Origin of the sequence: Lysobacter sp. M2-1 (assembly GCF_022662495.1) — a bacterium.
GTDB lineage: Bacteria > Pseudomonadota > Gammaproteobacteria > Xanthomonadales > Xanthomonadaceae > JAKPBU01.
Genome location: NZ_JAKPBU010000001.1, coordinates 1133628 through 1146359, shown reverse-complemented (window position 1 = coordinate 1146359; position 12732 = coordinate 1133628). Strand labels below are relative to the sequence as shown.

Annotated in this window: 6 protein-coding genes; all 6 read left to right on the top strand. The window is 68.0% G+C overall.

What is annotated here, in order from left to right; all coding sequences use genetic code 11:
- Nucleotides 1-43 precede the first annotated feature (43 nt).
- The 6 genes from MC375_RS05005 (at nt 44) to MC375_RS04980 (ending at nt 12622) form a co-directional block, all read left to right on the top strand.
- On the top strand, nt 44-1219 hold the full coding sequence (locus tag MC375_RS05005) for a tagatose-6-phosphate ketose isomerase (protein ID WP_242102198.1): 1176 nt from the start codon (nt 44-46) through the stop codon (nt 1217-1219).
- Nucleotides 1216-2160 carry a 1-phosphofructokinase family hexose kinase gene (locus tag MC375_RS05000; protein WP_242102197.1) on the top strand — a complete coding sequence of 315 codons (945 nt, stop codon included), beginning with the start codon at nt 1216-1218 and terminating at the stop codon, nt 2158-2160. The genes MC375_RS05005 and MC375_RS05000 overlap by 4 nt, the downstream gene beginning before the upstream one ends.
- Before the next feature lie 123 nt (nt 2161-2283).
- A complete protein-coding gene (locus MC375_RS04995) occupies nt 2284-4605 on the top strand; it encodes a family 20 glycosylhydrolase (protein ID WP_242102196.1) in 2322 nt (773 codons plus the stop codon).
- A gap of 445 nt (nt 4606-5050) precedes the next feature.
- Entirely contained in the window at nt 5051-8167 is a 3117-nt protein-coding gene (locus MC375_RS04990) for a TonB-dependent receptor (protein ID WP_242102195.1), read from the top strand.
- Nucleotides 8168-8273: 106 nt separating this feature from the next.
- Entirely contained in the window at nt 8274-9797 is a 1524-nt protein-coding gene (locus MC375_RS04985) for a tryptophan halogenase family protein (RefSeq protein WP_345779254.1), read from the top strand.
- Nucleotides 9798-9931: 134 nt separating this feature from the next.
- On the top strand, nt 9932-12622 hold the full coding sequence (locus MC375_RS04980) for a glycoside hydrolase family 2 protein (RefSeq protein ID WP_242102194.1): 2691 nt from the start codon (nt 9932-9934) through the stop codon (nt 12620-12622).
- The last annotated feature ends 110 nt before the right edge of the window (nt 12623-12732 follow it).

The window sequence follows — 12732 nt, the reverse complement described above, 5'->3', positions numbered from 1 at the left end:
TCATTTTCGGCTTCGGAGCACGCCTGTCAAGGCACGCCTGCCCATGCAAAGTGCATTTCCCCTCGCCCCCGCCCTGCAGGCGCTGGCCGAAGCTACCCCGGTTGAACAGGAACAGCGCGGCTTCGCCCATACCGTGGCCGAGATCCTGCAGCAGCCGTTGCTCTGGGCGATGACGGCGGGCAACGGGGCCTTGAGCGCCGCGCTGGCCGGCGCGCTCGAGCCGAAGCCGCAGGCCGTGGTGCTGACCGGCTCGGGCAGTTCCGGCTACATCGGCGAAGCCCTGGCGCCCGGCCTGCAGGCCGCCCTCGGCGTGCCGGTGACCGCCATTCCGGCCGGCACCCTGCTCACCCACTGGCGCCAGACCCTGCCGCCGGGCGACACCTTGCTGCTGTCGTTTGCGCGCTCGGGCGACAGCCCGGAAAGCCTCGGTGTGGTGGATGCGCTGCTGGCGCTGGCGCCGCGGTGCAGGCATCTGTTCGTGACCTGCAATACGCAGGGCGGGCTGGCGACGCGATATCACGCCGCGCCCCGCGCCGCGGTGGCGCTGCTCGATCCGCGCAGCAACGACCGCAGCCTGGTGATGACCAGCAGCTTCACCAGCCTGTTTCTAGCGGGACGGATGCTGGCGGGGCCCGCGAACCGCGCGCGCTGGCAGGCGCTGGCCCTGCAGGCTGGCGGCGAGGCGCGGGAACTGTTCGCCGGTCCGGCCCAGGCGCTGGCGGACCTGGCCGACGCAGGCTTCGATTCGGTGCTGTATCTGGCCAGCGGCGGCCGCTACGGCGGCGCGCGCGAAAGCGCGCTGAAGATGCTGGAAATGAGCGGCGGCCGGGTGCAGGTGATGGCCGAGACCTTCCTCGGCCTACGCCATGGGCCGATGTCGGCGCTGCGCGCGGATACGGTGCTGGTGGCGATGCTCGCGCGCGATCCGCGGGTGCGCGCATACGAACTGGACCTGCTCGCGGAATTGACCGCCAAGGGGCTGGGGATGCGTCGGATCCTGATCGGCGCCGGTCCGGACGTTACCGCGGGCGAAAGCGACGTGCGCATCGGCTGCGGCCTGGACGACGACGACGCCACCCTGATCGATGTCGTGGCCGGCCAGCTGCTCGCCCTGTTCGGCTGCCTCGCCCTGGGCCAGCAGCCCGACGCTCCCTCCCAGGGCGTGCTCACCCGCGTGGTGCAGCCGTTCCGCATCCATCCCGAGCCCATGCCGGCGTGATCGTCGTGGCCGGCTTCAATACGGCGATCGACGTGCAGATCGACGTCGACATCTTGCAGCCCGGCCGAGTCCAGCGCAGCTCGGCCGCGCGGCGCGCGTTCGGCGGCAAGGGCCTGCACGTGGCCCAGACGATCGCCGCGCTGGGTGAACCGGTGCGGCTGGTGGGACTGACCGATGCCACGCATCGCGCCCGGCTCGGGCAGGCGCTGCGCGAGCGCGACGTCGATTTCCACGCCATCGAAGCCGGCCCCTTGCGCGAGTGCTGGGCGATCCGCGAATGCGACGGGCGCACCACCGAATTGCTCCAACCCGGGCCGATCCTGGATCGCACCCAGGTGCAGGCGCTGTGCGAAGCGCTGTTGCGGGCCACGCAGGACGCAACGCTGGTGGTGCTCTCCGGTTCGCTGCCGCCTGGCTGCGACGATGACCTGTATGCCGGACTCGTGGAGCGCCTGCAGGCGCGCGGCATGCGCTGCCTGCTGGATGCGAGCGGCGCAGCACTACGACACGGCATGGCCGCGAGACCCTACGCGCTCAAGCCCAACCGCGACGAACTCGAAGGGCTGACCGGAATGCATATCGCAACCCTGGAGGACGGCGTCGATGCGCTCGCGGTGCTGCGCAATGCCGGCATCGCCGCGCCGTTGCTGTCGCTTGGCGACGCGGGCGCGCTGTTGGCGACCGACCATGGCACCTGGCATGCGCATGCGCCTGTCGCCGCACCGGTCCATACCATCGGATCGGGCGATTGCCTGCTCGCGGGATTCGCGACCGCGCTCCAGCGCGGCATGGATGACGGCCAGGCGCTGCGTCTGGCGGTCGCCTGTGGCGCGGCCAACGCCGCGCGCGAGGAACCGGGCTATGTGCCGCCCGGCGTCGCGGCGCAATGGCTGGACCGGGTGGAACTCCGGACGCTGGGCGACCGCGAGCAGCGTTCGTAGCCGCGCGGCGCTCGATTGCTGTCCGATCCGAATGCCAGACAGATTCCATCAACACGCTGGATTCGATTTCACCGCGAGGCCAGCCAGGGGCAAGACTCCCGGAACCGCAAGCAGAGGCGCTTCATGATCAAGACCGCACGACCCCTGTCCCCGCTTCACGCCCTGGCATGCTCCGTGCTGCTGGCCTGGGCATCGGCAACGCAGGCGGCGCAGACGCCGCAGCCCGCGACACCCGGCCTGATGCCGCTTCCGGCCAAGATCGAAACGCAAGCCGGACGCTACCAGCCCACGGCCGCAGTGCGGATCGCGCTGGAAGGCGACGCGCGCGAACTCGAAGCGCTCGCGGCCCTGGCCGCGGACATCGTGCAGGCGACGTGGCGGACGCCATCGGAGATGGTGGGCGATGGCGCGCGCGCCGACCTCACCCTGCGACTTGCGCCAGAGATCGCGACGACCGGCCCAGAGGCGTACACCCTGCGCGTGGATGCGCAAGGCATCCGCCTGCAGGCGGCGTCCGCGGCCGGCCTGTTCTACGGGCTGCAGACGCTGCGCCAGCTGCTCGAGCAATCCGGTGGCGAGGGCATCGGCTTCGTCACCATCGAGGACGCGCCGCGCTTCGCCTGGCGCGGCGTCCACCTCGACGTGGGCCGGCACCTGTTTCCGGTCGAATACATCAAGCGTCAGCTCGATCTGATGGCGCGTTACAAATTCAACACCCTGCACTGGCATCTGACCGAGGACCAGGGATGGCGGCTGCAGATCAAGCGCTATCCGAAGCTGACCGAGGTCGGCGCCTGGCGCAAGCAGACCGCGATCTTCCAGCACGACGGGACCACCCGCTACGACGGCAAGCGCTATGGCGGCTACTACACGCAGGCGCAGGCGCGCGAAATCGTCGAGTACGCCCGCAAGCTGCACATCACGGTGGTGCCGGAGATCGAGATGCCCGGCCACACCGTCGCCGCGCTGGCGGCGTACCCGCAGCTTGCGTGCACGCCCGGTCCGTTCGAAGTGCGGGTGGACTGGGGCGTGGACGAGAACGTGCTCTGCCCCAGCGAGGAGAGCTTCGACTTCATCGAGAACGTGCTCGACGAGGTGCTGGCGATCTTCCCTTCCACCTACATCCACGTCGGCGGCGACGAGGCGCCGATCGTGCGCTGGCAGCAGAGCCCGTTGGCGCAGGCCATCATCAAGCGCGAGGGCCTGAAGGACGAACACGCGCTGCAAGGCTGGTTCATGCGCCGGATCGAAGCCTACCTGCAGCAGCACGGGCGACGCATGCTGGCGTGGGACGAGATGCTGGCCGGGGATCCGGCGCAGAGCACCACGATCATGGCCTGGCGCAGCGTGGACGAAGGCATCAAGGCCGCGCAGCGCGGACACGACGTGGTGATGACGCCGGTGTCGTACGCCTATTTCGACTACTGCCAGTCGCGCAGCAGCGAGGAGCCCTGGTGCCCCGGCCTGCTGACGCTGCAGCAGGTCTACGCGTTCGATCCGGTACCGCCGCAACTCACCGCGCAACAGGCGCGGCATGTCATTGGCGGCCAGGCCAATCTGTGGACCGAGCACATCCGCACGCACGAGGCCGCGGAGTACATGCTGTGGCCGCGTGCGCTGGCCATGGCCGAAGCGCTGTGGTCGCCGCAGGCGGCACGCGACTGGCAAGGCTTCGGTGAACGTCTCGGCCCGCAGCTGGCCGCACTCGAACGCATGCAGGTGAATTTCCGCATTCCCGAGGTCCAGGGCATCGATGGCGACGTGCTCTCGCTGCAGCCGCGTGCCGAAGCGCGCCTGGCTTCGCCGCTATCCGGGGCCAGGGTCGTCTACACCACCGACGGCAGCACCCCGCAGGCGGATTCGCCGCATGCCACCGGTCCGGTCCCGATCGCGCTCGACGATGGCCCGGTGGTGCTGTCCGCGCGCCTGCAGCTGGCGGACGGCCGGCTGGGCCCGGTGTCCCGCGCGCGCTACATCCAGGGCCGGCTGCAGCCGGCGCGCGCGATGGATCGCGCCGCGCTGCGGCCCGGGCTGCGGCGCGACTACTTCGAGACCTCGCCGCAGAAGACCGACGACCTGCTCGAGGCGACGCCCACCCGCAGCGACGTATCCGACCGCATCGGGATTCCCGACGACGCGCGTCCCGAAGGCTTCGGCCTGCGCTGGCGCGGCTGGCTCGACGTGCCGGCCGATGGCGTGTACCGCTTCGCGCTCGGCTCCGACGACGGCGCACGCCTGTATGTCGACGACACCCTGGTGGTGGACCGCGACGGCCCGCAGTCGCCGGGCGGTAGCGTGGGCAGCGTCGGGCTGGCGAAGGGACTGCACGCTTTCGAGCTGCGCTACTTCCAGGGCGGCGGCGACAAGCTGCTGCGGCTGGAGGTCGGCATCGACGGCACACCGCCGACTGCGCTTCCCGGCACCTGGCTTCATCACCAGCCGTGAGCGTCCGTCACTCCGGCCGGCATGCTGCGCAGCAGCATGCCTTCGTGTAGCGGGTGTGTTAAACAGCGACCGGTTCCGGTTTAGATCGATCTAATTCGATCGCCGGGGCGGATGCGATCCGGCGTGGCAGGGGCGCCCCGTATCCAGCTGGTACGCGTGCTTCGTCGAGGAGGGGCGATATGGAAGGGAATCACGTCTTGGTTCCACACAGCGAGATGCACCGGCCTCGGCCACCCCAGCAACGGCCCGCAGTCACTGGCCGCCGCACCTGCATCTCTCGCCACGATCAGCCCGAAATCGCAGGCGCGCCCTCGTCCGGCGCCGACGTCGCCTCCTGCACCCATAACCCGTAACCGCTCCGCCGACGCTGCCGGTTCCCCCGCATACCGAAATTGGATCGATCCAAACCGCTTCACCCTCCCGCCCAACCCGACCGAGACCCGCCATGACCCGTCCCCGCCCGCTGACGCCCTCGCTCCTGGCCGCTTCGCTCAGTCTGCTTCTGTACCAGGCGCCCGCCCTCGCCCAGCAGGCCGACACTTCCGCCGATCCGCAGCAGCCGCCTGCCGAAGCTGCGCCGGCGGAGGCGGCGCCCGCCCAGGACGCGGGCGCGTCGGCGGAACCGGGCGCGTCAACCGATGCCACCAACCTCGACGCGGTCACGGTCACCGGCTATCGCTATTCGATCGAGAAGAGCCTGGACCAGAAGCGCAACGCCAACGCGATCGTCGAAGTCATCACCGCCGAGGACGTCAGCAAGTTCCCCGACAAGAACGTGGCCGATGCGCTGCAGCGCGTGCCGGGCGTGATCATCGATCGCAGCGGCGGCGAGGGCAAAACCGTCAGCGTCCGCGGCCTGGCGTCGGACCTGACCCTGACCCAGTTGAACGGCAACTACGTCGCGACCTCGGAGACCAATGCCGATCCCTCGCGCTCGTTCAACTACACGCTGCTGCCGGCCAACATGCTGTCCAGCGCGGAGCTGTTCAAATCGCCGGAAGCGCGGATCGACGAAGGCGGCATCGGCGGCACCGTGATCCTGCACACCCGCCGCCCGCTGGATCTGCCGGCCAACACCGGCTACGGCTCGATCGAAGGTACCTATTCCGATACCAGCGAGACGACCGACCCGCAGCTATCGGGCATGTATTCCTGGCATAGCGATGACGACCGCTTCGGCGTCCTCGTCGGCGCGAGTTCGCAGAAGCGCACCAACCGCAGCATGGAGGTCAGCACCGAGAGCTGGCGCTGGTGGGCCGACGACACCGCCGCGCAGCCGGCCACCGACGTCAACGGCGAGCCCTTCGCCAACGACGACGCCATCGCCTACTGGTGGGGCCGCGGCGTGGACGACCAGGCCGGCAACCACTACTCGGGCTACTGGGTGCCGCAGTCGGTCAACTTCGGCGTCCGCGACGAGGAGCGCGAGCGCAAGGGCGCCCAGCTGACCCTGCAGTTCCGGCCGACCGACCAGATCACGTTAACGGCCAACTACTTCCGCTTCGAGCTCAACGGCGACTACACGCTCAACCTCAACAAGATCCCGGAATGGGGATACAGCGACAACTGGGCGAACGACCAAGGCCGGCTGCTGGCCCCGAACGGCCTGACCTTCGATCCCAGCGGCACGATCGTGACCGGGGCGCGGTTCGAGGTCCCCACCGGCGGCTGCTCGCTGCCGGTGAACCCGGTGACCGGCGAGCCCAGGACGCCTTGCGCAATGGAGACCCCGCAGCTGTCGGGCTACTACAGCAAGGAGAAGGCGCTGTCGCAGACCGCCGACTTCGCGATCGAGTTCATCAGCGACAGCTTCGACGCCTCGTTCAAGGGCGGCCGCACCTGGTCGGAGGGTGGACCTTCGATGAATTTCCGCATGTCGGCCAAGCCGCGCTGGTTCAATCCGGCGACGAACCAGTACCAGAACGGCAACCACCTGAGCGAATGGGACCTGACCGGAACGCCGTCGATGACGTTCTCGCCCGACCTGCAGGACATGCTGATGGCGGGCAACGCCGAGATCGACGTCGGCTCGACCGACTCGTCCTGGGTCGAGACCCGCATCGAACAGACCTTCGTGCAAGGCGATTTCACCAAGTACTTCGAGAACGCCGGCTGGCTCGACACGCTCCAGTTCGGGGTGAAATACCGTGGCGGTAGCGCCCACCGCAAGACCGGCAACACCTACTGGCTGTGCCCGGGGATGGAGGAGGACTACGAGAACCGGTACCAGATCTGCGACCAGCAGGCGGGCGCCGCGCAGCCGGACTTCTTCCTGGACGAGCCGATCGGCAACCTTCCCGGCGGCTTCGGCGCCAACCTCTTCCCGGGCATCGATTTCCCGGCTTATGTCGACTATCTGAACCAGCGCTTCGACGGTTCGCGCCGCCGCGAGGAGGAAAACTTTGTCTACAACGTCGACGAAGACCTCTGGTCCGGCTACATCCAGGCCAATTTCAGGACCGATCGTCTGCGCGGCAATGTCGGCGTGCGCATCGCCCACACCTCGCAGCACATCGACACCACCGATCGGGTCACGCGCTGGATCGACGCCCATCCGGACGACGCCAACGGCAACCCGGTGCGCTGCCCGGCGAGCGGCGTCTACGACGGGATCAACTGCACGCCCGGCGATGCCGTGTACCTGCCCGACGACCTGTCGCGCGAGGAGATCTTCGTGCTCAACGTGGAGGACAAGACCTTCACCGACATCCTCCCGAGCTTCAACATCGCCTACGACCTGACCGAGGACCTGGTGCTGCGCGGCGCGGCCTCCAAGGTCATCGCCCGCACCGGCTATGGCGACCTGGGCCAGCTCGGCAGCCTCGATTTTTACACCCAGGAGTACTACGACGACCGCGGCCAGTTCGGCGCGCCCGTGCCCGGCTGGTATGGCAGCGGCGGCAACAAGGAGCTGGAGCCGTACGAGGCGACCCAGTTCGACCTCGGGCTGGAGTGGTACTTCCACCCCGGCTCGGTCGTGGGCGTCGGCCTGTTCCGCAAGAACGTCAAGAACTTCATCCTGCCCGTGGTCCAGGATACGGAGTTGACCCTCAACGGCGAGACGGTCACGGTCAACGGCTTCTCGACCCGGGCCAACGGCCAGGACGGCGTGTCGCAGGGCGTGGAGCTGTATGCGCAGCACACGTTCGACTTCGGCATCGGCATCCAGGCCAACTACACCTACAACGACACCAACCTGGCCGCCGTCGTGCTCAACGGTGAGCAAATCGGCGAGTCGCCGCTGGTCGGCAGTGCGGAGAACCAGGCCAATTTCACCGTGTTCTACGAGAACGACCGATTCCTGGCGCGCGCCTCGTACAACCGCCGCGGCGAAGTGGTGCACGGCCTGGTATCCGGCCTGAGCGTGTACGAGGAACCCTACGAACAGATCGACCTGAATGCGTCCTACAACTTCACCGACCAGCTGACGCTGACCGGTTCGGTGCTGAACCTGACCGAGTCGGAACAAAGGCAGCACCTGGGCAACGACACCAAGGATCGCCTGTACACGAACTCCTACTCCGGTCGACAGCTCTACCTGGGGCTGACCTACAAGTTCTGAACCGCGGCCCCTTCGTGCGATGGCGGCGCGATGGGCCTTTCGACGGCAGCTGCCCAGGCAGCTGCCGATCGTTTGATGGGCGGCTCTCGCCAGTGAGGGTTTTGCAGTGACGTCTCACGACAACCGGATCAGGAGCGTCGTCATCGTCGGCGGCGGCAGCGCCGGCTGGATGGCGGCGGCGGCGCTGTCCACCTATCTCGACGCGGCCGTTTCCATCCGCCTGGTCGAGTCCGAGGAAATCGGCATCGTCGGCGTGGGCGAAGCCAGCGTCCCGCACATGAAGCTCTTCAACCGGGATGTGCTGGGCATCGACGAAACCGAGTTCGTCGTCCGGACCCAGGGCACCTTCAAGCTCGGGATCCAGTTCAACGACTGGGGCCGCATCGGCGACAGCTACATCCACGGCTTCGGCAAGATCGGTCGCGCACTCGGGCCGCTGCCGTTCCACCAGTTCTGGCTGAAGCTGTTCCTGGCAGGGCGCGCGCCGGAGATTGGCGCCTATTCACTGCAGACCGTGGCGGCCCCGCTGGGCAAATTCATGCCTAGCGCCAGCGATGCGCCCGCGGGTTCGCCGCTCGCCGACATCGCCTACGCCTATCACTTCGATGCGGGCCTGTACGCGCGCTATCTACGCGACCTTTCCGAACGCAAGGGCGTGCGGCGCATCGAAGGCAAGGTCGTCGAAGTCAGCCAGCGCAGCGAAGACGGGTTCATCGAGGCGATCGTGATGGAGAACGGCGAGCGCATCGAGGGGGAACTGTTCGTCGACTGCTCGGGTTTCCGCGGTCTGCTGATCGAGCAGGCGCTGGAAACCGGCTACGAAGACTGGACCCACTGGCTGCCCTGCGACCGGGCGATGGCAGTGCCCTGCGAAAACGTGGGTCCGCCGACGCCGTACACACGCTCGACCGCACGTACGGCGGGCTGGCAGTGGCGGATTCCGCTGCAGCACCGCACCGGCAACGGTTACGTGTATGCGAGCAGGCACATCGGCGACGACGAAGCGGCCGCAACCCTGCTCGCGAACCTGGACGGCCGCGCGCTCGCCGACCCGCGCCCGTTGCGCTTCACCACCGGCGTGCGCAGGAAATTCTGGAACCGGAATGTCGTTGCGCTGGGCCTGGCCAGCGGCTTCATGGAGCCGCTCGAATCCACCAGCATCCATCTGATCCAGTCGGGCATCCAGCGGCTGCTGGGCCTGTTCCCCGATCGCGACTTCGACCCGATCCTGGCCGAACGCTTCAACCGGCAGTCGGCGTTCGAATGGGAAAAGACCCGCGATTTCCTGATCCTGCACTACAAGGCGACGCAGCGCGACGACACGCCGTTCTGGAATGACTGCCGCACGATGTCGATTCCGGAGTCGCTGCAGGAGAGTATCGACCTGTTCCGCAGCAGCGGGCGCTTCTTCCGCGATGCGGAGGAATTCTTCGCATTACCGAGCTGGGTCCAGGTGATGCTCGGCCAGGGCATCGTTCCGCGCGCCTACCACCCGATCGTGGACCGGATGCCCGAGGCCGAGCTGGTCGAGTTCGTCGATCGCGTGCGCCGGGTGCTCGCGGCCAGTGCCGACGCGATGCCCGCGCACCAGGCCTATATCGACCGATACTGCAAGGCAGCAAAGATGTAACACGGCATTTCCACATTCCGTCTGCTCCGCGCGCCGTGCTCGCCACGCGGCCCGTGACCAAGGCCCCTATCCCCGCATTCCCGCAAGCCCACCACAATCGCGATCTCTTCCAACGACAGTCCACGATGACCGGCATGGCTTCTTCTATCCGCCGCAGACGGCCGCTGCTTACGCTCGCCGGCCTGATGCTTGCCGCGGTAGCGCTGCCGGCAGCCGCCCAGGCGTCCGTCGGCCTCGAGCTCGATGGCGGCTGGCAGTTCCGCCAGGCCGATTCCAGCGACCAGCACGGCAAGGATCCACGCGCGCGCGCGTGGCGCGCGGCGAGTGTGCCCGGCACAGTGCATACCGACCTGCTGGCGCTAGGCGCGATCCCGGATCCGTACACGGGCATGGCCGAAGGCGGCCTGCAGTGGATCGGCCTGGCCGACTGGGAATACCGGCGCACGTTCGATGTCACGTCCGAGAGGCTTGACGACGCGCGTAGCGATCTGGTGTTCGAGGGCCTGGATACCTTCGCCGGCGTGTACCTCAACGGCGAGAAACTGCTCGAAGCCGACAATTTCCACCGCACCTGGCGCGTACCGGTGCAGGGCCGGTTGAAAGCGCAGGGCAACGAACTGCGGGTGGTGCTGCATTCGCCGATCCGGCGGGTGCTGCCGCAGGTACTGGCGATGCCGCACAAGATCGCCGGCAACTACCCTTCCCCCTGGGGCGACGAGCCGAAGCACGCGATGACCGGCAACTTCGTGCGCAAGCCCGGTTATCACTACGGCTGGGACTGGGGTCCGCGCTACGTCACCGCCGGCATCTGGAAACCGGTCCGGCTGGAGAGCTGGGACGCGGTGCGGATCGACGACATGCAGCTGCGCCAGGACAGCGTGACCGCGAAACTCGCCAACGTGCAGGCCCGGATCGCGATCGATGTCGCCCGCGCCGGCCGCTATGCCCTGCGCCTGTGGCAGATCGCGCCCGATGGCACACGTACGCAGGCGGCCGAGCAGGCCTTCGATGCCAAGCCTGGGCAGCGCACGCTGGAAGCGGCGCTGCGCATCGCCAATCCGCGGCGCTGGTATCCGGCCGGCTATGGCGCGCAGCCGCTCTATCGCTTCGATGCGCAGATCGTGGGCGACGGTGAGATCCTGGCCCAGGCCAGCGAACGCACCGGCTTGCGCAGCGTCGAACTGCGGCGCGACCAGGATGCGAACGGGCAAGGCTTCGGCTTCGTGATCAACGGCGTGCCGGTGTTCGCCAAGGGCGCGAACTCGATCCCGTTCGACATGTTCCCCGCGCGCACCAGCGACGCGCAGATCCGCCGGATCCTGACCGCCGCGCGCGACGCCAACATGAACATGCTGCGCGTCTGGGGCGGCGGCCACTACGAACGCGACGCGTTCTACGCCATCGCCGACGAACTCGGGCTGATGATCTGGCAGGACTTCATGTTCGGCGGCGGTATGCAGCCGGCCTACGAGCCGGCGTTCCGCGCCAGCGTGGTGGCCGAAGCGCGCGACCAGGTTCGGCGCCTGCGCGACCATCCGAGCATCGTGCTGTGGTGCGGCAACAACGAGGAAGAGATCGCCTGGAAGAATTGGGGCCAGGGCAAGCAGTTGATCGAAGCCGACCCGGACTTCGCCAGGCGCGTGTGGGACGGCTACGTGCAGCTGTTCGGTCGCGACCTGCGCAAGGTGGTGGCGCAGGAAGCCGGCGGCATCGCGTACTGGGCCAGTTCGCCCAGCAACGACCTGGCCGAGCAGGCCAACACGCCCGAAGCCGGCGACATGCACTACTGGAGCGTGTGGGTAGAGAAGCAGCCGGTCGAGGAATACATCAACGTAACCCCGCGCTTCATGTCCGAGTTCGGCCTGCAGGCCTGGCCGTCGCTGCGCACGGTCCGCGACTACGCGGGCGATGCGCCGCTGGCGGTGGACAGCGCGGTGGTAGTCGCGCACCAGAAGTTCCTGGCCGGCAAGGGCAACGAACGGATCCTCGATTACATCCGCATGCAGTACGGCGACCGGTCATTGCAGGAAGCGCGCGACTTCGACGACTTCGTCTACCTGAGCCAGGTGATGCAGGCCGAAGGCATCGAGCTGGCCGCGCTGCACCACCGCGCCAGCCGGCCGGTGACGATGGGTTCGCTGTACTGGCAGCTCAACGATGTCTGGCCCGGCGCGTCGTGGTCGGGCATCGACTGGTACGGGCGGCCCAAGGCGCTGCAGTTCCATGCACGGCGCTTCTTCGCACCGGTGGCGGTGGCCGCGCTGCGCAAGGACGGGAAGACGACGGTATCGCTGCTCTCCGACCGCACCCAGGCCACCCGCGGCGAACTGCGCATGCGGATCTTCGACCTCGACGGCAGGCTGCTGCGCGAACGCCGCACGCCGGTCGACCTGCCGGCGCTCACCGCCACCGCCGTGCTGCAGCAGGGCGATGCCGAGCTGCTCGGCGATGCCGATCCCAGGCGCACCGTAGCCGTGTTCGACCTGACCGTTGCGGGCGAACCGGCCTCGCGCGATGTCGTCTATTTCGCCGCCGCCAAGGACATCGCCTGGCCGGATCCGCAGCTGCAAACCGCGTTGCGCCGCGAGCCTGCCCCCGCGCAGGCGGGGGACGACCATTACCGCCTCGATCTGTCGGCGAAGGCGTTCGCGCGCGCGGTGTGGATCGACTTCGGCGAGCTCGACGCGGCCCTGCAGGACAACGCCCTGAGCCTGGTGCCGGGCGAAACCGTGTCGCTGCGCGTCGACGCGAGCGCTTCGCTTGCCGACCTGCGCAAGGCGCTGCGCGTGCGCTCACTCGCCGACACGCTGTCCCGCGACCAATGAACCCCTGTAGGAGCGGCGTGCGCCGCGAGCCTTTGAACCCAAGCGGTTTAGCAAAAGAACTCGCGGCTCACGCCGCTCCTACGGTCCAACTCCGCCCACAGGTGCTGCAC

Excerpts from the sequence above, each read along its gene's own strand:
- MC375_RS05005 (WP_242102198.1), top strand. The coding sequence starts at position 44 with ATGCAAAGTGCATTTCCCCTCGCCCCCGCCCTGCAGGCGCTGGCCGAA.
- MC375_RS04995 (WP_242102196.1), top strand. The coding sequence starts at position 2,284 with ATGATCAAGACCGCACGACCCCTGTCCCCGCTTCACGCCCTGGCATGC.
- MC375_RS04990 (WP_242102195.1), top strand. The coding sequence starts at position 5,051 with ATGACCCGTCCCCGCCCGCTGACGCCCTCGCTCCTGGCCGCTTCGCTC.
- MC375_RS04980 (WP_242102194.1), top strand. The coding sequence starts at position 9,932 with ATGGCTTCTTCTATCCGCCGCAGACGGCCGCTGCTTACGCTCGCCGGC.